General features: G+C 54.4%; 20 protein-coding genes and 1 other annotated feature. Of the genes, 5 read left to right on the top strand and 15 right to left on the bottom strand.

Annotated elements, in window-relative coordinates; genetic code table 11:
- Positions 1 to 17: 17 nt before the first annotated feature.
- From nhaR to dnaK, 4 genes are all read right to left on the bottom strand, one after another.
- Positions 18 to 935, bottom strand: coding sequence for a transcriptional activator NhaR (gene nhaR, locus AC6I77_RS02875; RefSeq protein WP_497816708.1), 918 nt, complete (start codon positions 933 to 935; stop codon positions 18 to 20).
- A gap of 31 nt (positions 936 to 966) precedes the next feature.
- A complete protein-coding gene (gene nhaA, locus AC6I77_RS02870) occupies positions 967 to 2,145 on the bottom strand; it encodes a Na+/H+ antiporter NhaA (RefSeq protein WP_154926457.1) in 1,179 nt (392 codons plus the stop codon).
- A gap of 198 nt (positions 2,146 to 2,343) precedes the next feature.
- Positions 2,344 to 3,489 (bottom strand): molecular chaperone DnaJ, encoded by a 1,146-nt coding sequence (gene dnaJ, locus AC6I77_RS02865; protein ID WP_003854835.1) that lies wholly within the window; start codon positions 3,487 to 3,489, stop codon positions 2,344 to 2,346.
- A gap of 104 nt (positions 3,490 to 3,593) precedes the next feature.
- Positions 3,594 to 5,504, bottom strand: a complete 1,911-nt coding sequence (gene dnaK / locus AC6I77_RS02860) for a molecular chaperone DnaK (protein WP_003854836.1) — start codon at positions 5,502 to 5,504, stop codon at positions 3,594 to 3,596.
- Positions 5,505 to 5,806: 302 nt separating this feature from the next.
- On the opposite strand from dnaK, the gene satP reads away from it, so the two are divergent.
- Entirely contained in the window at positions 5,807 to 6,376 is a 570-nt protein-coding gene (gene satP / locus AC6I77_RS02855) for an acetate uptake transporter (RefSeq protein ID WP_497816707.1), read from the top strand.
- Positions 6,377 to 6,426: 50 nt separating this feature from the next.
- Here the strand turns inward: satP and AC6I77_RS02850 are convergent, their stop codons facing one another.
- The 3 genes from AC6I77_RS02850 to tal form a co-directional block, all read right to left on the bottom strand.
- Entirely contained in the window at positions 6,427 to 7,734 is a 1,308-nt protein-coding gene (locus tag AC6I77_RS02850) for an MFS transporter (protein WP_039658808.1), read from the bottom strand.
- A 105-nt stretch (positions 7,735 to 7,839) separates the two neighbouring features.
- Positions 7,840 to 8,427: a molybdopterin adenylyltransferase gene (gene mog / locus AC6I77_RS02845; protein WP_497816706.1), complete on the bottom strand. Its 588-nt coding sequence runs from the start codon at positions 8,425 to 8,427 to the stop codon at positions 7,840 to 7,842.
- 125 nt (positions 8,428 to 8,552) lie between these two features.
- A complete protein-coding gene (gene tal, locus AC6I77_RS02840; protein ID WP_003854842.1) occupies positions 8,553 to 9,506 on the bottom strand; it encodes a transaldolase in 954 nt (317 codons plus the stop codon).
- 208 nt (positions 9,507 to 9,714) lie between these two features.
- Here tal and yaaA point away from each other — a divergent pair, with 208 nt between their 5' ends.
- On the top strand, positions 9,715 to 10,488 hold the full coding sequence (gene yaaA, locus AC6I77_RS02835) for a peroxide stress protein YaaA (RefSeq protein ID WP_003854844.1): 774 nt from the start codon (positions 9,715 to 9,717) through the stop codon (positions 10,486 to 10,488).
- Positions 10,489 to 10,568: 80 nt separating this feature from the next.
- On the opposite strand, the gene thrC is transcribed toward yaaA, so the two are convergent.
- The 5 genes from thrC to AC6I77_RS02810 form a co-directional block, all read right to left on the bottom strand.
- The gene (gene thrC, locus AC6I77_RS02830) at positions 10,569 to 11,852 is read right to left on the bottom strand and encodes a threonine synthase (protein ID WP_497816705.1); all 1,284 of its coding nucleotides are present in this window, start codon (positions 11,850 to 11,852) and stop codon (positions 10,569 to 10,571) included.
- 3 nt (positions 11,853 to 11,855) lie between these two features.
- The gene (gene thrB, locus AC6I77_RS02825) at positions 11,856 to 12,785 is read right to left on the bottom strand and encodes a homoserine kinase (protein WP_003854848.1); all 930 of its coding nucleotides are present in this window, start codon (positions 12,783 to 12,785) and stop codon (positions 11,856 to 11,858) included.
- A 2-nt stretch (positions 12,786 to 12,787) separates the two neighbouring features.
- The gene (gene thrA, locus AC6I77_RS02820; RefSeq protein WP_008925548.1) at positions 12,788 to 15,250 is read right to left on the bottom strand and encodes a bifunctional aspartate kinase/homoserine dehydrogenase I; all 2,463 of its coding nucleotides are present in this window, start codon (positions 15,248 to 15,250) and stop codon (positions 12,788 to 12,790) included.
- 26 nt (positions 15,251 to 15,276) lie between these two features.
- Positions 15,277 to 15,395, bottom strand: a sequence feature (Thr leader region).
- Positions 15,334 to 15,402, bottom strand: coding sequence for a thr operon leader peptide (thrL, locus tag AC6I77_RS02815; RefSeq protein WP_071591720.1), 69 nt, complete (start codon positions 15,400 to 15,402; stop codon positions 15,334 to 15,336). It overlaps the preceding feature by 62 nt.
- A 188-nt stretch (positions 15,403 to 15,590) precedes the next feature.
- A complete protein-coding gene (locus tag AC6I77_RS02810; protein ID WP_078804760.1) occupies positions 15,591 to 16,295 on the bottom strand; it encodes a tRNA/rRNA methyltransferase in 705 nt (234 codons plus the stop codon).
- Between the two features lie 609 nt (positions 16,296 to 16,904).
- Here AC6I77_RS02810 and arcA point away from each other — a divergent pair.
- Positions 16,905 to 17,621 carry a two-component system response regulator ArcA gene (arcA, locus tag AC6I77_RS02805; protein WP_003854852.1) on the top strand — a complete coding sequence of 239 codons (717 nt, stop codon included), beginning with the start codon at positions 16,905 to 16,907 and terminating at the stop codon, positions 17,619 to 17,621.
- An 88-nt stretch (positions 17,622 to 17,709) separates the two neighbouring features.
- On the opposite strand, the gene creA is transcribed toward arcA, so the two are convergent.
- Entirely contained in the window at positions 17,710 to 18,183 is a 474-nt protein-coding gene (gene creA / locus AC6I77_RS02800) for a protein CreA (protein WP_033743110.1), read from the bottom strand.
- A gap of 193 nt (positions 18,184 to 18,376) precedes the next feature.
- On the opposite strand from creA, the gene robA reads away from it, so the two are divergent.
- On the top strand, positions 18,377 to 19,261 hold the full coding sequence (gene robA, locus AC6I77_RS02795; RefSeq protein ID WP_003854854.1) for an MDR efflux pump AcrAB transcriptional activator RobA: 885 nt from the start codon (positions 18,377 to 18,379) through the stop codon (positions 19,259 to 19,261).
- Positions 19,262 to 19,300: 39 nt separating this feature from the next.
- On the opposite strand, the gene gpmB is transcribed toward robA, so the two are convergent.
- Complete coding sequence (gpmB, locus tag AC6I77_RS02790) at positions 19,301 to 19,948, bottom strand: 2,3-diphosphoglycerate-dependent phosphoglycerate mutase GpmB (protein ID WP_003854857.1); 648 nt, start codon at positions 19,946 to 19,948, stop codon at positions 19,301 to 19,303.
- 205 nt (positions 19,949 to 20,153) lie between these two features.
- Between gpmB and yjjX the strand changes: the two genes are divergently transcribed.
- A complete protein-coding gene (gene yjjX / locus AC6I77_RS02785) occupies positions 20,154 to 20,672 on the top strand; it encodes an inosine/xanthosine triphosphatase (protein ID WP_008925545.1) in 519 nt (172 codons plus the stop codon).
- Here the strand turns inward: yjjX and trpR are convergent, their stop codons facing one another.
- Positions 20,673 to 20,993, bottom strand: coding sequence for a trp operon repressor (gene trpR / locus AC6I77_RS02780; protein ID WP_003854864.1), 321 nt, complete (start codon positions 20,991 to 20,993; stop codon positions 20,673 to 20,675).
- Positions 20,994 to 21,038 lie beyond the last annotated feature (45 nt).

Below are 21,038 nucleotides of genomic sequence, written 5' to 3'. Positions count from 1 at the left end.
TTGTTGAAAAAGCCGGCTTACGCCGGTTTTTTTTCGTCTGTACTCTGGCTGGGAAAGAGTCCGCTGAAGTCTGCGTGACAGAGACGCTGCACCGCCGGATGCTGAATCATCCGTTCGGCAAAGATGATATGGTACTCCTCTGACACGGTATCAAGCCGACCAACCTCTGTAACCGCATCACGCTGCCCGCTATCCTGCTCATCCAGCACTGGCGCGACAAATATGGCATTCTTACGCGCACCAAACGCCTTCATCAGTGCCGCATCATCAAACTCCCCCAGAATCTCCACCTGCAGCCCCTGAGTCGTAATCCAGTTGAGGATTTTCCGGCCGAGCATTGAGCGGCGTCCTGGAATCAGCAGCGGACGCGCTTCCAGGCAGGCAGGAAAAGTGAGACCGGTGAGCGGCTGAGCAGACCAGAAACTGACCGGGCACTCCCCCAGCTTCACCGAAAACAGCCCTTCCTGTTGAGTGGGGTCGATGGAGCAGTCAGAGATAATCATATCCAGCTTATGCTGACTGAGCTGCTCCAGCAGCATTTCGTGGGTCGACTCAAAACAGCGCAGATGCGTCTTCTCCTCTGCAACCACCGCCGTTTCCAGCACCTTACTGACCAGCTGCTTAGAGAGCGCATCGGCGACTCCGACATCCAGCAACAGGTGGGACTCCTTGCGGTAGTTCACGATATCCAGCATCTCCTGACCCAGCATAAACATGCGGTCAGCATAGCGGAACACGAGTTGCCCCAGTTCAGTCGGCACCAGTCCCCGGCCCTGACGACGGAACAGCTTGCCCTGCAGGCGCTCCTCAAGCGTCTTAATCTGCCCGGTAATGGTCTGGGGAGTCAGAGAGAGTACCTCTGCTGCCGCTGTCACAGAGCCGCTTTTGCAGATCTGCCAGAAGTAATAGAGATGGTTAAAATTGAGCTGATTCATCGAAAAAAAGGAGGCTTTCGCCTCCTCTCCATTAACGCAGTTTAATCCGCAGCAGGGTATAACCAATAACCGCTGACAGCACAGAACCCGTCAGGATCCCCAGTTTAGAGAAGGTCACAAGCTGCTCATGTGCCGAATCGAAGGCCAGCGAACTGATGAAAATAGACATCGTAAAACCGATGCCGCACAGCACGCCAATCGCCATGATATCGCGGATGGTGGTGCCGTGAGGTAATACCGCCAGCCGCAGTTTGACAGCCAGCCAGCAGAACAGGGTAATGCCCAAAGGTTTACCGATTAACAGGCCGAGGATGATGCCAGACGGCTCCGGTGAAAAGACATCACTCAGCGTAATACCGCTCAGTGAAATACCGGCGTTCGCGAAGGCAAACAGCGGCAGAATAAGCCAGTTCACCCACGGCATCAGACCGTGCGCCAGATGTTCTGCGGGCGAATGCCCTTCTCTCTTTTCCAGCGGTATGAAGAAGCCCACAATGACGCCCGCCAGCGTGGCATGGACGCCAGACTTAAGCACGGCGGTCCAGAGCACGATCCCAACCAGCATATAGACCGAGATTTTACGGACATTAAAGTAATTGAGCAGTGCCAGCACAACAATCGCCCCTGCCGCAACGCCCAGGGAGAGCATTGAGAGGCCACTGGTGTAGAACAGGGCGATAATAACGATAGCCCCGAGATCATCGATAATCGCCAGCGCCATCAGGAAAACTTTCAGTGCAGCAGGAACACGGCTGCCAAGCAGGGCGAGGACACCCAGAGCAAACGCGATATCGGTCGCCGTAGGGATAGCCCAGCCGTTGCGTGCTATCTCATCACCATGGTTGAAGCCGAGGAAAACAAGCGCGGGCAGTGCCATACCGCCTAATGCCGCAATGACGGGAAAGATCGCCTTGTCACGGCTTGCGAGTTCGCCGACTATCAGCTCACGCTTCACTTCCAGACCAATCAGCAGGAAAAACAGCGCCATCAGCGCATCATTGATCCATAACAGCAGATTTTTACTGATATCCAGTGCACCGAAGCGGATTTGAACGGGTTCATTGAGAAACGCCTGATAGCCGTGAGCGGTTTCGGCAGAGTTGGCGAGAATCATGGCCGCCACAGCTGCCATGATTAACACCATGCCATTACTGGCGTCACTTTCAATGAAGCTTTTAAGCAGGTTTTTGAGACTACGAGGCTTATTCAACGTTTATCTTCCTGATCAGCGATAGAAAGATAAAGAGTGTAACGGCTCATATAGTTCGTTAAAAGCAGCTTATGCCTCGCCTTTCCTTCGGTTTAACCGAATTAAGGGCGAAACGCCGGTTGATGCCAGTAACAGATGGCGTATAGCATCCAGCAAAAAAAACGGAGCCCGCGGCTCCGTTTTTTAGTCTGATATGGTTTAGCGTGTCAGATCGTCAAAGAATTTCTTCACACCGTCAAAGAAGCTCTTTGAGCGTGGGCTGTTATGCTCGCCGCTTGGGCCGCCAAAACTCTCTTCCAGTTCACGCAACAGCGTTTTCTGTTTTTCGTTCAGGCTGACCGGTGTCTCCACCACAACACGGCACAGCAGATCGCCGACCGCGCCGCCACGGACAGATTTGACGCCACGTCCGCGCATACGGAACAGCTTGCCGGTCTGGGTTTCTGACGGCACTTTCAGCTTCACGCGACCATCCAGTGTCGGTACTTCAATCTCACCGCCCAGCGCCGCCATTGCAAAGTTGATCGGCACTTCACAGTAAAGGTTGTTCTCTTCACGTTCGAAGATCGGGTGCTTCTTCACCGAGACCTGAACGTAGAGATCGCCCGCTGGTGCGCCCTGCTCGCCCGCTTCACCTTCGCCACTCAGACGGATGCGATCGCCGGTGTCGACCCCTGCCGGGATTTTCACTGACAGCGTTTTCGACTTCTCAACGCGGCCGTGGCCATGACAGGCGTTGCACGGATCTTTAATCACCGAGCCACGACCATGACAGGTCGGACAGGCCTGCTGAACAGTGAAGAAGCCCTGGCGCATCTGCACCTGGCCTGCACCGTGACAGGTTGAACAGGTTTGTGGCTGGGTGCCCGCTTTCGCGCCGCTGCCGTGGCAGACATCACACTCTTCCAGCGTTGGAATGCGGATCTCTTTGGTCACGCCGCGTACCGCTTCTTCCAGCGACAGCTCCATGTTGTAGCGTAAATCGGCGCCACGGGATGCGCGCTGACGGCGTCCACCACCAAAGATGTCACCGAACACGTCGCCAAAGATATCGCTGAAGTCTGCACCGCCACCACCAAAGCCGCCGCCGCCGAATCCACCGCCACCCATGCCGCCCTGTTCAAAGGCTGCATGACCATACTGATCGTAAGCCGCACGCTTCTGCGCATCGGTCAGGATTTCGTACGCTTCCTTGACCTCTTTGAATTTAGCTTCGGCTTCTTTATCACCTGGATTGCGGTCCGGGTGAAATTTCATTGCCAGGCGTTTGTAAGCCTTTTTGATTTCACGCTCGTCCGCGGATTTGGCGACGCCTAAAATCTCGTAGTAATCACTCTTCGCCATGTTTATTTAGCCCTTAACATGATCGCACGGGCGTGGAGAGATCTCCTACGCCCGTGCTGGTTTCAACGGCTGTCAGGCCAACCGTCGCGCCCGGTCAGGGGCAATTATTTCTTGTTGTCTTTCACTTCTTCGAATTCAGCATCGACAACGTCGTCATCTTTCTTCGCTGACGCGTCACCGGCATCTGCTGCACCCGCCTGAGACTGCTGTGCTGCTTCCATCAGTTTGCCAGACACTTCCATCAGCGCCTGCATTTTGGCGTCGATTTCCGCTTTGTCTTCGCCTTTCAGCGCAGTTTCCAGCGCGGCCAGTGCGGCTTCGATTGGCGCTTTGTCATCAGCTGACAGTTTGTCGCCTGCTTCTTCCAGCTGCTTACGCGTGCTGTGGGCAATCTGGTCACCCTGGTTACGCGTCTGAACCAGCTCTTCGAACTTACGGTCAGATTCAGCATTCGCTTCCGCATCACGCACCATTTTCTGGATCTCATCATCGCTCAGACCTGAAGAGGCTTTGATGGTGATTTTCTGCTCTTTACCGCTGTTCTTGTCTTTCGCTGATACGTGCAGGATACCGTCGGCATCGATGTCGAAAGTCACTTCGATCTGCGGCATACCGCGTGGCGCATTCTGGATACCGTCGAGGTTGAACTGGCCCAGTGACTTGTTGTCATTGGCACGCTTACGCTCACCCTGCAGCACGTGAATGGTCACGGCTGACTGGTTATCTTCAGCCGTCGAGAAGACCTGGCTGTGCTTGGTTGGGATGGTGGTGTTCTTGCTGATCAGCGAGGTCATCACGCCACCCATCGTTTCGATACCCAGTGACAGCGGGGTAACGTCCAGCAGCAGCACGTCTTTCACGTCGCCACCCAGTACACCACCCTGAACCGCAGCACCCACAGCAACCGCTTCGTCCGGGTTCACGTCTTTACGTGGCTCTTTACCGAAGAACTCAGTCACTTTGGCCTGAACCAGTGGCATACGTGTCTGACCACCGACCAGGATAACGTCGTTGATGTCTGAAACAGACAGGCCGGCATCCTGCAGCGCAACTTTCAGAGGCGCGATTGAGCGTGCAACCAGATCTTCAACCAGTGATTCCAGTTTAGAACGGGTCACTTTGATGTTCAGGTGCTTAGGACCGGTCGCATCTGCCGTGATGTATGGCAGGTTAACGTCGGTCTGCTGTGCAGAAGAAAGCTCGATTTTTGCTTTCTCTGCGGCTTCTTTCAGACGCTGCATCGCCAGTGGATCGTTGTGCAGATCGATACCCTGGTCTTTTTTGAATTCAGCAACCAGATAGTTAATCAGGCGGCTATCGAAGTCTTCACCACCCAGGTGGGTATCACCGTTGGTCGCCAGAACTTCAAAGGTTTTTTCGCCGTCAACTTCGTCGATCTCGATGATTGAGATATCGAAGGTACCGCCACCCAGGTCATAAACCGCGATGGTGCGGTTGCCCTGGCCTTTATCCAGACCGTATGCCAGTGCTGCTGCAGTCGGTTCGTTAATGATACGTTTGACTTCCAGACCTGCGATACGGCCGGCATCTTTGGTCGCCTGACGCTGCGCATCGTTGAAGTAGGCCGGTACGGTAATAACCGCTTCAGTCACTGGCTCACCGAGGTAATCTTCGGCGGTCTTTTTCATTTTCTTCAGCACTTCAGCAGAGATCTGCGGAGGTGCCATTCTCTGACCTTTTACTTCCAGCCATGCGTCGCCGTTGTCAGCGCCGGTGATTTTGTACGGCATGATTTTAATGTCACGCTGTACTTCTTCGTCCTGGAAGCGACGACCGATCAGACGCTTAATTGCGAACAGGGTATTCTGCGGGTTGGTCACTGCCTGACGTTTAGCCGGTTGACCGACCAGAATTTCGCCATCCTGTGTATACGCAATAATTGAAGGCGTGGTGCGATCGCCCTCGGCATTTTCCAGCACGCGTGCTTTGGTGCCATCCATGATCGCAACACAAGAGTTGGTTGTACCCAGGTCAATACCAATAATCTTACCCATCTAAACATCTCCCACTTAAATTCGTTGCCAATTTGGGTTGTGAACCTTTTATGTGGGCGAGTTGTTTGCATTCAACCTGCCAGCACATGCTTTTTTTCCAACGTTCACAACGCTCGATGACAAGTAAATGGGGCCGCTTCGATGCGCATCAAGGGTTAAACCAAAAAAAATTTTTTATCGCTGGCCCTGCCGGGATCAAAGAACGCTGACACAACGCTGAATATGATGCGTCCCCTTGCTCCTCCCGGGGAGCAGGATGGAATCCGTTTATGTAATCAACACTCTTTCACTGCCGAGGAATTATGGCGAATTCAACGCTGGCTAACCCTGCCCCGCTGGGATTGATGGGTTTTGGCATGACAACCATTTTGCTGAACCTGCACAACACGGGCCTGTTTGCCCTGGATGTCGCAATTTTAGCGATGGGGATTTTTTATGGCGGGATCGCGCAGGTGCTGGCCGGTCTGCTGGAGTTTAAGAAGAACAATACCTTTGGGCTGACGGCTTTTACCTCATACGGCATGTTCTGGTTAAGCTTCGTGGCGATCCTGCTGTTACCGCAAATGGGTCTGGCAAACGCGCCTGATGAACGCTTCCAGGGTGTCTGGCTGGCACTGTGGGGCATCTTCACGCTGTTCATGTTTATCGGCACACTAAAAGGTACGCGGATGCTGCAGTTTGTTTTCGGCTCGCTTACGCTGCTGTTTCTGCTGCTGGCCGTGGCTCATCTCATGCACCTGCCTGCGCTGGTGGTCTCTGCGGGCTGGGTCGGGATCATCTGTGGTGCCAGCGCCTGCTATCTGGCGATGGGCGAGGTGCTGAATGAAACCTTTGGCCGCACCCTTTTGCCGATTGGCGCAAAAATACGTTAAGCATATTTTCAGCCATAAAAAAACGCGGAGCCTGGCTCCGCGTTCTTACTTTACAACGACTTAATCCCCTGATTCAGTCCCGGCTCATGGCTGACATCACGCCGCAGCCAGATCCCTGTCAGCAATCCCACCAGCGCCAGCGCCATCACATACCAGCACGGTGCCATCACGGAGACATTCATCAGCAGCGACACCAGGATCGGTGTCAGGCCGCCAAAGATCGCGTAGGAAAGATTGTAGGAGAATGAGAGTCCGGTAAAACGCACCTCTGCCGGAAAGGCGCGCACCATCACAAACGGCACCACGCCGACGATACCGACGCTGAGCCCCGCCACGCCATAGAGCAGGAAGAGCTGCTGCGGATAGAGGGCGCTCAGGTGATAAAACTGCCAGCTACAGATCGCCAGCAGCAGGCTGCCGACACACAGGGTACGACTGGCACCAAAGCGATCCGCAGCGAGTCCGGCAATAATGCAGCCAATGCAGAGCATTACGGTGGCAATGCTGTTGGCCTGCAGAGTCAGTGCGGGCGCGATGCCCTGCTGCTTCTGCAGCCAGACCGGCGACATCAGGATCACCACGACGATGCAGGCGGAGAGCAGCCAGGTCAGCAGCATGGAGATCACAATCGACTTTTTATGCTCCGCCAGCACGGTTTTCAGCGGCAGGGTTTCAGCCAGCGCTTTGCGCTGCTGCATCTCAATGAAGACCGGTGTTTCATGCAGCCAGCGGCGCAGGAACATCGCGAGCAACCCAAACACGCCGCCCAGGAAGAACGGAATACGCCAGCCGCCGTCATGAATCGCCTGCTGCGACATCGAGGTATTGATCAGTGTCGCCACCAGCGACCCCAGTAAAATGCCGATGGTCAGCCCGGCCGTCAGTGTGCCACAGGCGATGCCGATACGTTTATAAGGCACGTGTTCAGCGACAAACACCCACGCGCCGGGCACCTCTCCGCCAATCGCCGCGCCCTGTAACATTCGCATCAGCAACATCAGCAGTGGCGCTGCAATCCCAATCGTCTGCCAGGTGGGTAAAGCGCCCATCATTAAGGTTGGCAGCGCCATCAGCAGAATACTCAGGCTGAACATCTTCTTGCGCCCGAGTTTATCGCCAAAATGCGCCATCACAATGCCGCCCAGCGGACGTGCCAGATAGCCTGCGGCAAAAATGGCAAACGTCTGCAGCTGTCGCAGCCACTCCGGAATATCTGCGGGGAAGAAGAGTTCGCCAATCACCGTGGCGAAGAAGACAAAAATGATGAAGTCGTAGAATTCCAGCGCGCCGCCCAGCGCGGCCAGCGCCAGGGTTTTATAATCCTTACCGGTCAGACGCTGTGTGTGAGTCGGATTCATAATATTCCAGAGGCAAAGAGAGAACGTTGTAAAGATAGCCTTACTATACCGTCAATCTTTTGCCACACCAGCCAGGCTATAGCTTATGCCTGAAATGGGGAATATTTAGTTATTTATCTCACGTATCGCGCTTTTAGGCCGAAAAGATGCTACGACCTCGCGATGTGTTTCGACATAAGGCCCGTCCAGCAGCTGTAAACAATAGGGTACGGAAGCAAAAATGCCGTGCACTTTTACGTTGCCCTGCTCATCCTTCAGCCCTTCCAGCGTCTCTTTGACCGCCTTCGGCTGACCCGGAAGGTTGAGGATCAGCGACTGTTTGCGGATTACCCCAACCTGACGCGACAGAATCGCGGTCGGCACAAACTGCAGGCTGATCTGGCGCATCTGCTCACCAAAACCCGGCATTTCCCGATCGGCAACGGCTAAGGTGGCATCCGGCGTCACATCGCGCCGGGCCGGACCGGTGCCGCCAGTGGTTAATACCAGGTGGCAAAAGCGTTCATCGACCAGCTCGCAGATCGCGTGCTCAATCATCGGCTGCTCGTCAGGCACCAGACGGGACTCAATCTCAAACGGGCTGCTGAGTGCGCGACTCAGCCAGCTCTCCAGCGCGGGGATCCCCTCATCCTGATAGATGCCGTTCGCGGCGCGATCGGAGACCGAGATCAGGCCAATGCGTAATGTATTCATGATTAGCTTCGCTGTGATTTACCGCGGTGCGGTGGAGTAAAAGGGGAATAGCAGAGAGGATAATATAAAGTGAAAGGGTCGGAAAAGGGAAAACCGTGGCAGCCTGCGCCGCCACGGTCAGCCGGTTACAGCAGTTCTGCCAGCATCTTCTCAAGTTTGCCCTGATCAACGGCAAAGTTGCGGATACCTTCTGCCAGCTTCGCAACGGCCATAGGATCCTGGTTGTGCTGCCACAGGAACTCAGACTCGGTCATGCGGGCCGGACGCGCTTTCACTTCGCCGCTGTAGCTCAGTTTACGCTCCAGGGTGCCTTCGCTCTCTGCCAGCTCTTTCAGCAGCGCAGGAGAAATGGTCAGACGGTCACAGCCAGCCAGCTCAATGATTTCGCCGACGTTACGGAAGCTCGCGCCCATCACCACGGTTTCATAGCCGTGCTGCTTGTAGTAGTTGTAGATTTCAGAAACTGAAACCACGCCTGGATCTTCGTGCGCGGCATACTCTTTCTTATCGGTGTTCGCTTTATACCAGTCGAGGATACGGCCAACAAACGGAGAGATCAGGAACACGCCCGCTTCGGCACAGGCACGCGCCTGAGCAAAGGAGAACAGCAAAGTCAGGTTACAGTTGATACCTTCTTTTTCCAGCTGCTCTGCAGCACGGATGCCCTGCCAGGTAGACGCCAGTTTGATCAGGATGCGGTCATTGCTGATACCGGCATCATTGTAGAGTTTGATCAGGCTGCGGGCTTTCGCGATGCTGCCTTCTGTGTCGTAAGAGAGACGCGCATCGACTTCAGTCGAGATGCGGCCTGGGATCAGTTTCAGAATTTCCAGACCAATGTTAACGGCCAGCTTGTCAGAAACCAGCTGCAGCTGCTCTTCTTTGTTGCTGCTCTGCTCACGCGCCCAGCTAATCGCTTCATCGATCAGTTTACGGTATTCAGGGATTTGTGCGGCGTTGAGAATCAGAGAAGGGTTGGTGGTGGCGTCTTGTGGCTGATACAGCTTCATGGCTGCAATGTCACCGGTGTCGGCGACTACGGTAGTAAGCTGACGCAGGGAGGTAAGTTTGTCCGTCATGTTCTTTTCTCTTAGTTAACTGTCAGTGTGAAAAAAGCTGTTGCGATAATATCACGCGTCAACGGTGGCGCAAGGTCAGGGAATGCCGTTTACGATAGCGCGAACAAATAGGAGTGATTCGTCATTCTTTGCGGCTTTTTTGGTACACTGCGAAGCCTGATAAGCCGCCAATGCCCTGTTAAACCAGGCATTAACCGAGGAAGCAACTATGTTGATGGTGATCTCTCCTGCCAAGACGCTGGATTATGAAAGCCCGCTGGCGACAACGCGTTTCACCCAGCCTGCGCTGTTAGAAAAGTCACAACAGCTGATTGAGATTGCGCGCGATCTGTCACCCGCCAGCATCGCCTCGTTAATGGGCATCAGTGACAAACTGGCGCACCTCAATGCCGATCGCTTTAACAGCTGGCACCCCGACTTCTCACCTCAGAATGCCCGTCAGGCTATCCTGGCGTTTAAAGGTGATGTCTATACCGGTTTGCAGGCCGACACCTTCAGCGAACAGGATTTCGATTTTGCTCAGCAGCATCTGCGCATGTTGTCGGGCCTGTATGGCGTGCTGCGTCCGCTCGATCTCATGCAGCCTTACCGGCTGGAGATGGGCATTCGTCTGGCGAATCCGGCGGGTAAAGATCTCTACACCTTCTGGGGCGATCTCATCACTGAAACATTGAATGCCGCACTGGCAAAACAGGGTGATGAGGTGCTGATCAACCTCGCGTCAGACGAATATTTCAGGGCGGTTAAGCCGAAGAAACTGCAGGCACAGCTGATTAAGCCGGTGTTCCTTGATGAGAAGAACGGCAGCTATAAAGTCATTAGCTTCTATGCCAAAAAGGCGCGTGGATTGATGAGTCGCTATGTGATTCAGCAGCGTCTGACAACGCCGGAACAGCTTAAGGCGTTTGATGTGGATGGCTATCGTTTTGATGCGATCAGCAGCAGCGAGAGCGAGCTGGTCTTTAAGCGCGCGGAGCAGTAACAAGCGCGCGGAGCAGTAACGCCCACGCACTCTACCTGCCATAAACAGGCTTCCCGTAATCCGGGAAGCCTTTCACCGCATTACTTCAGCAGGAACGCCCGCAGCGAGGCGAAGTCACCCTTCATCTGATGCGACAGCAGCGGCAGATCGGCGCGCTCCGCTAACTCCAGCGGCAGCGTCAGGGTCTGCTCAAGAATCGTTTCCACGCTTTCGCGGAATTTCGCCGGATGCGCAGTGCCGAGGAACAGACCGTATTCGCCTTCCTGCAGCTGATCGCGCAGCAGACGCCAGGCGATGGCAGCATGTGGCTCGGAAACGTAGCCAATTTCCGCCAGTTCACGCATGGCAGCGCGCGTGGTCTCATCAGAAACCGCACCACAGGCGAGATCGGTTAAGCGCCAGGTTTTACGGCGGAACAGCTCTTCCACACGCGGCCAGTTGTTAGGCTGGCTGACATCCATGGCGTTCGACAGCGTAGAGACCGTCTGGTTAGGCTGCCACTCGCCGTTGCCGAGGAAGCGCGGCACCGTATCGTTAGCATTCGTGGCAGCGATAAAGCGTTTGATGGGCAGGCCCAGTGATTTCGCCAGCAGACCGGCCGTCAAATCACCAAAGTTGCCGCTCGGTACAGAGACCACCAGCTGATTGCGTTTTTCCTGTGGCAGCTGTGCGACCGCCTCAAAGTAGTAGCAAATCTGCGCCAGCAGGCGGCTGATGTTGATGGAGTTAGCCGAGTTCAGGCCAATCGTCCGCTTCAGCACTTCATCATCGAACGCCTGTTTGACCAGCGACTGGCAGGCATCAAAGTCGCCGTCGATAGCGATGGTTTCAATGTTGCCGCCCAGCGTACAGAAGAGTTTCTCCTGCAGCGGACTGATTTTGCCCTGCGGATAGAGGATCACCACACGCACGTTCTTCATGCCGTAGAACGCGTGCGCCACAGCCGCACCGGTATCACCAGAGGTGGCGGTCAGAATCGTGATCTGCTCATCAGAGCCTGAAACATACGACAGCATCTGCGCCATAAAACGGCCGCCGAAATCTTTAAATGCCAGCGTCGGGCCGTGGAACAGCTCCAGACAGGCGATATCTTCGCTGACAGCTTTTACCGGGGCCGGGAAGGCAAAAGCGGCTTTAACACGCTCCTGCAGCTGCTGGGCCGGAATCTCGTCACCAATGAAAGCCGAGAGAATTTTGCTGCTGCGGCTGACAAAATCCATCTCCAGCATCGCGTCGATGTCGGTCAGTTCAAACTCTGGCAGTTCCAGCGGAAAGAACAGACCCTGCTGCGAACCCAGACCCTGTTTCACCGCCTGGGCGAAGCTGACCTGCTCGTTGTGATCCTTAAGATTGTAGAGTTTCATGCGTTATCCCAATTGTCGTGCGCCAGCCGTGTCGAGACGGCAGATATGGACGAAGCCTTCATCATTCTGCAGATAGTGCTGGCTCAGCCAGTCAGCCATCCGCTGTGCCGTTTCCATCTGATTGCAAACGGCGAAAAGTGTCGGACCAGAGCCTGAGATACCGCACGCCAGTGCGCCAATATCTTTCGCGGCCTGCCGCGCCTCGGCGAAGCCAGGCAGCAGTCGGGTCCGGTAGGGTTCTGCAATCACATCCTGCATCAGTTTAGCGGCCAGCTGCGGCTGACGCGTATGACAGGCGTGAATGAAGCCGGCCAGCAAACGGCCATGTTTGATACAGTCCTCTTTGCGGTACTGCGCCGGTAAAATAGCGCGCGCTTCTGCGGTTGAAACTTTGATGCCCGGATAGGCCATCACCCACAGCCAGTCGTCAAAGCCCGGCACCGCCTGGCTGATGATCTCATTTTCCTGCAGCATCAGCTGAATGCCACCGAGGAAGCAGGGAGCGACATTATCATAATGCACGCTGCCGGAGATCCGCCCTTCCAGCTCGCCCATCAGCGTCAGCAATGTGCTGTCGCTGAGTGGCTTGCCGCAGAATTCGTTCATCGCCATTAATCCGGCCACCACCGAGCAGGCGCTGGAACCCAGACCGGAGCCGATGGGCATATTCTTCTCCAGAGTCATCGCCACCGGGATCGCTTTGCCCACCGTCTCGCAGAAAAGCTGCCAGCACTGATAGACAATATTCTCTTTCGGATCGGCGGGCAGCTTGCTGACAAAACGTCCGGCGTTGGTCAGAGAAAACTGCTCAGCTGCTTCCACAGAGACACAGTCACCCAGCAGGGAGCCATCGACCGGCGACACCGCCGCGCCCAGCACATCGAAGCCGACGCTGACGTTGCCAATCGAGGCCGGTGCGTAAATTTTTACCATGATTAAACTCCCAACTTCCATGACAGCGTACGCAGCAGATCGGCAAAAACACCGGCCGCTGTGACATCATTTCCTGCACCGTATCCACGCAGCACCAGCGGAATCGGTTGATAGTAACGGCTGTAAAACGCCAGGGCATTCTCGCCGTTTTTCACTTTATAGAGCGGATCGTTGCCGTCAACGGCGTCGACCTTCACTTTACAGACGCCACCCTCTTCGATCACGCCCACGTAGCGCAGGACTTTGCCCTCATTCTGCGCTTGTGCAACGCGATCGGCAAAGGCGTTATCCAGCTCGGGCAGACGCTGCATAAACTGCTCAACATCCTGAATTTCGGTCAGACTGGCGGGCAGCAGCGGCTCGATCTCAATATCACTCATCTCAAGCTGATGACCCGCTTCACGCGCCAGGATCAGCAACTTACGCGCCACATCGGTGCCAGCCAGATCGTCACGCGGATCGGGCTCGGTGAAGCCCATCTCACGCGCCATGTTTGTCGCCTGCGACAGCGAAACGCCTTCATCCAGCTTGCCGAAGATAAACGACAGTGAGCCAGAGAGGATGCCGGAGAAACGCAGCAGTTCATCACCCGCGTTCATCAGGTTCTGCAGGTTTTCGATCACCGGCAGTCCGGCACCGACGTTGGTATCGTAAAGGAATTTACGACGCGATTTGGCCGCGGCGGCACGCATCTGCTGATAGTAATTCCAGGATGACGTGTTGGCCTTTTTGTTCGGCGTCACCACATGGAAGCCTTCGCTGAGGAAGTCAGCATACTGATCGGCAACGGCCTGGCTGGAGGTGCAATCCACAATCACCGGATTGAGCAGATGATACTCTTTTACCAGACGGGTCAGACGGCCCAGGTTAAAGGGCTCTTTGGCTTCGGCTAATGCCGACTGCCAGTTGCTTAAATCAATACCGTGAACGTGGGTTAACAACGCCTGCGAGTTAGCGATACCGCACACACGCAGGTCGATATGCTTTTTCTTCAGCCACGCCTGCTGGCGATGCAACTGATCCAGCAGCGCACCACCGACTCCGCCGACACCCACCACGAACACTTCGATCACCTGATCGGTGGCGAACAGCATCTGATGCACCACGCGCACGCCGGTGATCACTTCGTCATTATTCACCACGACCGAGATAGAACGCTCAGAGGAGCCCTGCGCTATCGCCACGATATTGATATTGGCGCGTGCCAGTGCCGAGAAGAATTTTGCTGAGATGCCGCGCAGGGTGCGCATGCCATCACCCACTACCGAGATCACCGCCAGGTTTTCAATGATATCCAGCGGATCGAGCAGCCCATCTTTCAGCTCCAGATAGAACTCCTCTTCCAGCACATGACGCGCCCGCGCCAGCTCGCTCTGCGGCACGCAGAAACTGATGCTGTATTCGGAAGAGGATTGGGTGATCAGCACGACAGAGATGCCGGTACGCGACATGGCCGCAAAGACTCTGGCCGCCATTCCGACCATCCCTTTCATGCCGGGACCGGAGACGTTCACCATCGCCATATTATTCAGGTTAGTGATGCCTTTTACCGGGCTTTCATCCGGCTCGCCTTCGGCACCAATCAGGGTGCCGGGTGCCTGTGGATTGGCGGTATTTTTGATCAGGCAAGGGATCTGGAACTGGGCAATCGGCGCGATGGTGCGGGGATGCAGCACTTTGGCACCGAAGTAGGAGAGCTCCATCGCCTCCTGATAGGACATCGACTTCAGCAGACGCGCATCCGGCACCTGACGCGGATCGCAGGTATAGACGCCATCTACATCGGTCCAGATTTCACAGCAGTCGGCGCGCAGACAGGCGGCCAGCACAGCGGCTGAATAGTCTGAACCGTTGCGGCCCAGCACCACCAGCTCGCCACGCTCATTACCGGCCGTAAAACCCGCCATCAGGATCATGTTTTGCGGTGGAATTTGACTGGCTTCGATGCGGCGGGTCGACTCGGCAATATCAACTGTGGATTCCAGGTAGTGGCCAATTGCCAGCAATTTCTCCACCGGGTCGATCACGCTGACCTCATGGCCGCGTGCCTGCAGCAGCGCTTCCATGATCGCAATCGAGAGTTTTTCTCCGCGACAGATAATCGCTGCGTTCACGCTGTCCGGGCACTGTCCCAGCAGGCTGATACCGTGCAGAACCTGTTTTAACTGCGCAAACTCAAGGTCAACGCGGGTTTTGAGTCGATCAAACTCAAAGCCCGGCTGTGCATCAGCCAGTCCCTGCAGCAGCTCGCTGAAAATGCGTTCGGCGTCGCTGATATTCGGCAGAGCGTCCTGACCACTGATGGTTTTTTCAATCATCGCCACCAGATGGTTAGTGATCTTTGCTGGCGCAGAGAGCACGGTTGCAACCTGTCCTTGTTGCGCATTACTTTCCAGAATGTCAGCGACGCGAAGAAAACGTTCCGCATTCGCTACCGAGGTCCCGCCGAATTTCAGCACTCGCATGATATAAACTCTCCTGAATTTAAGCCGAAAAAAAAGCCCGCACTGGTTAGGTGCGGGCTTTTTTTCTGTTTTTCCTGTATGCGTCAGCCCGCACCGTTACCTGTGGTAATGGTGGTGGTAATAATTGTGGTGTTCAGGCTGATTTTACGCATTTAGATTTATGGTCTGTCTGTTTTTGTCTGTCCGTCTTGCGTCCAGAAGTAAAGCAAAGCGCACGTTAAGTCAACCCGATTTGTCCGGTGGACAGATTTCAACCACTGCGCACAGCCACCGCTGAAACCGTAAAACGCTATGCGATCGTTTGCCATGCAGAAATCCTCTGCGATCTGTTGCTGTAAAATCAGCTTTTTGCCGAGGATTTATCTGTGAGTTTTTTTTCAATATCGTGCAGCAGACGGTGCAGCATCGCACTGTCGCGCTGTTCCAGCAGACCTACCCGCTGATCGATCCAGTCTGACAGCTTCTCATCATCACTGACCTCCAGTTGCGCCAGCAGCTGATGGAATCGCTGGCGCAGCGCCTGTAACTGCTGACCATCGGCGGCAGACGCAACAGGCGCCTCAACCTGATTCAGCTTCGAGAGTTGATAGCAATAGACCATCACCGCCTGACCGAGATTCAGTGAAGGATAGTCATTCGCCATCGGAATCCCCGTCAGCAGGTCGACCTGTTCCAGCTCTTCATTAGTCAGCCCGCTGTCTTCGCGACCAAATACCAGCGCCATACTGTTGACCCACTGACGCTTCTCCAGCAGTTGCGTTTCAACCTGTTCTGGTGTGGCGTAGTAACGAAACTTTGCCCGGCTGCGCGCAGTGGTTGCGACAGAAAAATCGATGTCCGCTAACGCGTCTGCCAGGGTAGCAAAGGTCTGAATGTTATCAAGAATGTCGCCAGCACCATGTGCCACACGCCGCGCAGCAGGATCCTGCCAGGCGTCGCTGGCCACGATGCGCAGCTGGCTGAACCCCATGGTTTTCATGGCACGCGCCGCAGCGCCGATGTTTTCTGGCCGCGCAGGCGAGACGAGAATCAGTGGGAAAAGCATATTTAATCCATTGGTCAATTTATCTAACGTCATATTAACATGGCTCTTAAAGATTCAGGTGCCAGAAGGTAATAAGAAAATTGTGGATTAATGATGTTAAAACTGGTTAAAACTGATGGCCTGAACCTTTTTATGGGCAGAAGGCGTTTTATTAAAAAAAACGTTATTTATCCATTTAAATTCAATAAGATAAAATGTGATTCCCAGCCAGTTCAATTCTGGCCTGCATGAGTTAAAAATGTAACGAAAATGATGCTTTTTGTGAGCTAAACAGGCATTCTGCGAGAAGTTTTTCACAAAAGTGTTAACGTGCTACAATTGCATTTGATATAAGTCAACGAAGCGTTGTTTTTATGCTTATCGGTTGTAGTTGGTGCTGTTAGGTTGCTGTTAATACAGTTAGGATATGCGCCATTATCATTAACGCCCGGGGCATGCAATTTTCATCCTGACTGGCTGAGCTAATACTGTTGTTGACGTTGATAGATGGCTTATCAAAATATGATTTCGTACAACGGTTCTGCGCGGCCCGCCGCTCTCGATGATGGAGAACGCCATACCGCTGTACGCCCTGTTTTCAATTTGTTGGCAAATTTTAGGTAGCTAAACATGCAGACCCCGCACATTCTTATCGTTGAAGACGAACTGGTCACGCGTAATACCCTCAAGAGTATTTTTGAGGCGGAAGGTTATGTGGTGTATGAGGCGACTGATGGTGCTGAAATGCATCAGGTGCTGACCGACAATGACGTTAACCTGGTCATCATGGACATCAACCTGCCTGGCAAAAACGGTCTGTTGCTGGCCCGTGAACTGCGTGAGCAGGCCAATGTCGCCCTGATGTTTCTGACCGGCCGTGACAACGAAGTCGATAAAATCCTCGGTCTGGAAATTGGCGCTGATGATTACATCACCAAACCGTTTAACCCGCGTGAGCTGACTATTCGTGCCCGTAACCTGCTGTCGCGCACCATGAATCTGGCTATGCCAGGGGAAGAGCGCCGTCAGGTAGAAAGCTATAAATTCAATGGCTGGGAGCTGGATATTAATAGCCGCTCTCTGATCAATCCAAACGGCGAGCAGTATAAACTGCCACGTAGTGAGTTTCGCGCCATGCTGCACTTCTGCGAAAATCCGGGCAAAATTCAGACCCGTGCCGACCTGCTGAAGAAAATGACCGGCCGCGACCTCAAGCCGCACGATCGCACCGTCGATGTCACCATTCGTCGCATCCGTAAGCATTTCGAATCCACGCCGGATACGCCAGAGATCATCGCCACCATTCATGGTGAAGGTTATCGCTTCTGCGGCGACCTGCACGAGTAAGTGCTTGTTTGATGCAGCAAATAAAAAAACGCCTCCTGGGGCGTTTTTTTATGTTCAGTGCCACGGCATTATGAATGCCACAACATTATCAGTGCCACGGCATAATCGGCACGGCGCTGAGCGCATTTTTCGGTGAGCCATCAACCACTTTATCGGAATAGGTCAGATAGACCAGCGCATTGCGCTTTTTGTCGTAGAAGCGGACAACCTGCAGCTTCTTAAAGATTAAAGAGGTACGCTGGCGGAATACTACTTCCCCCTCTGCTTTGCCCTGTGCAATTTTATCACTCACTTCAACCGGACCGACCTGCTGACAGGAAATGGCGGCATCAGAGGTATCCTCTGCCAGCCCCAATCCGCCTTTGATTCCCCCGGTTTTTGCCCGGCTGATATAGCAGGTTACATTTTTAACGTCCGGGTCATCGAAAGCTTCAACAATAATCTTGTGGTCAGGCCCGAATATCTTGAAGACCGTATCAACAGAGCCAATCTGTTCGGCAAAAAGCGGGCTGGAAAAGGTCAGCGTAGTCAGCGCAGCGATCATAAGTCGGGATATTGTCATGGAGTTACCATTGCAAATGGAATAGATGAGAATGTAATGTACTGTTAATCGATACAATGACCAAACCAAAACGGGTTTTAGCCCGTACTGATTTAGCACAACCTTCCCCGAGAAACGTCCCACGTCTTTTGAGCAATGAGTGCTAATATTCTTCGAATGCGTTTAGCTGCACCACCAGAGTAGAGGATGTTTTATGGACCAAGCCGGTATCATTCGCGATTTGCTTGTCTGGCTGGAGAGCCATCTGGATCAACCCCTTTCACTGGACAATGTTGCCCAGAAAGCGGGTTACTCTAAGTGGCATCTGCAAAGGATGTTCAAAGACGTGACCGGGCACGCAATCGGCGCCTATATCCGTGCCCGTCGTTTGTCTAAAGCCGCCGTGGCGCTGCGCCTGACCAGTCGCCCGATCCTGGACATCGCACTGCAGTATCGTTTTGATTCACAACAGACTTTTACGCGTGCATTCAAAAAACAGTTTGCACAGACACCGGCCTGGTATCGTCGCTCTTCCGAATGGAATTCATTCGGTATCCGTCCCCCGATTCGCCTGGATGATGAGACGCAGCCGGAACCGGCTTTCGTCAGCCTGCCGGAAACGGTGCTGGTGGGACAAACCCAGAACTACACCTGTATTCTGGAGCAGATTTCCAGCTACCGCGATGAAATGCGAATGCACTTCTGGAAGCAGTTCCTGCTGGAAACGGACACGATTCCGCCGGTGCTGTATGGCCTGCATCAGGTGCGTGCCAGCCAGGACAAAGATGACGAGCAGGAGATTCTTTATACCACTGCGGTGCCTGCTGACAGCGCGGTGAACCTGCATTCTGGCCAGAAGGTTATTCTGGAAGGTGGCGACTATGTGCAGTTCACCTTTAACGGTCCGCGTGTCAATTTGCAGGAATTTATCCTGCTGCTTTACGGTACCTGCATGCCAACGCTGGGGCTGACCCGCCGTGAAGGGCAGGATATCGAACGCTTTTATACCCATGGCGGTAAAAAGCGCTCGGAGCCACCGACTGAGATCCGTTGCGAATATCTGATTCCGATTCGCCGCCAGCAGGCTGAAGCCAGCTAAGTTTAAGGCTGTCGTCATCGTGACGGCAGCCTTAAGCAATCAGCGTTGCAGCTCGTCGAGCGCAGGCGCATCCAGATGGGAAATATCCCCCGCCGTCTCTACAATCCAGCCTTCTGCCAGCCAGGCGCTCTGCTGATAATCCACACGTGAAATAGAGCAGTTACGCAGGCGCAGGCGACGTTCCGCATAGGCGGGCAAACCCAGAATTGTACTGACCAGAGACCCGAGCGCCATACCGTGGCTGACCAGCAGCGGACGGCTTCCGGCAGGCAGATCGAGACAGGCATTCAGCGCGGCGTGCATGCGCGTCGCCATCTCCGTCATCGACTCTCCTTCAGGGATACGGCCACCTTCGGTCCCGTTGACCAGTGCAGCGCGCCACTGCTCCTCTTCCGTCGTTAAGCCATCCAGCGGACGCTTCTCCAGCACACCCATATTCAGTTCACGCAAGCGCGCATCAAGCGTCACTGAGCAACCGCAGGCATCTGCGATAATCTCGGCGGTGCGACGCGTGCGCCCCAGATCGCTGGCAATAATGTGCGTGATGCCCAAATGCTTCACGCGCTCACCCACCTGCCAGGCTTGTTGCTCACCTTTTTCCGTCAGCGGACTGTCGGACTGACCCTGAATACGGCGTTCCGCATTCCATACCGTTTCACCGTGACGAACAAGATAGACCTGTAGCATGTTAGTTTCCGTTATACTGCGACAAAAATCGCTTTAGACCCTGTTCCATCAAACGTCATTGTTGCAGACATTCCAGACACAGGCAGCGCGGAACAATCCGGCGTACACGCAGTACGTGAGGGTTGTCAGCACAGCCCGGGTTCAGAATGACAACGAAAACAGCCGGATGGGTCAGGCGCTTAATCATCTGAGGGTTTAATCAATTATGTACCATGTTGTCGCAGCCACAACCAACCCAGCGAAGATTCACGCGATTGCTCAGGCTTTCAGCGACGTTTTCGGCGAGGGATCCTGCCATATTGAAGGGGTCGAGGTCGATAGCGGCGTTGCTGCACAACCGTTAACCCATCTCGAAACGCGAACTGGCGCACGTCAGCGCGTGATGAATGCCCGGCAGGTCCGACCAGAAGCGGCATTCTGGGTCGCCATTGAGGCGGGCATCGAAGATGACAGCGCATTTGCCTGGATGGTGGTGGAAAATCAGAAACAGCGTGGCGAGTCGCGCTCGGCCAGTTTCACCCTGCCTCCGGTGGTGCTGGCGGGTCTGCGTGAAGGCCGTGAACTCGGCGAAGAGATGGCGCGATTAACCGGCATCGACAATATCAAACACAAGGGTGGCGCAATCGGGGCGTTTACGAACGGCCTGCTCAGCCGATCCAGTGTCTATCATCAGGCACTGATTCTGGCGCTCTGCCCGTTCGTTCATCCGCTCTATCAACAGTAATCAGGCGCGTCCCAGACGCGCTTCCAGCCAGCGTTTCAGCTCCGGCGGCGCCTCTTTCAGGCTATTAGACCCACGGGTAATCGTCGCGATGCCGACGCCGAGCTCATTTTTTAGCTCGCGCTGGCTCATCTCGCCATTCATTAACTCTTCGATAATCCGCAGACGGGTGCCGAACGCTTCCCGCTCATCGGGCGTCATCATCAGTTGCATCAGAGGCAGTGCGTGGCCATCTGCAAAGGCCTGCTGCATCAGCACGACAAAGCGCTGCCAGCTATCTTCTGCCGGATGTGCATCGGTAGAGAGGGAATCAGAATGGGTCATGAAGAGGCTTCCGTACTCGCTAAAGAGTACGGAAGCTTAGCACAG

Source organism: Pantoea sp. X-Soil-ISGK-259, from assembly GCF_059730705.1.
The sequence above is the reverse complement of the archived record's forward strand: the minus strand, read 5'-3'. Positions and strand labels throughout refer to the sequence as shown.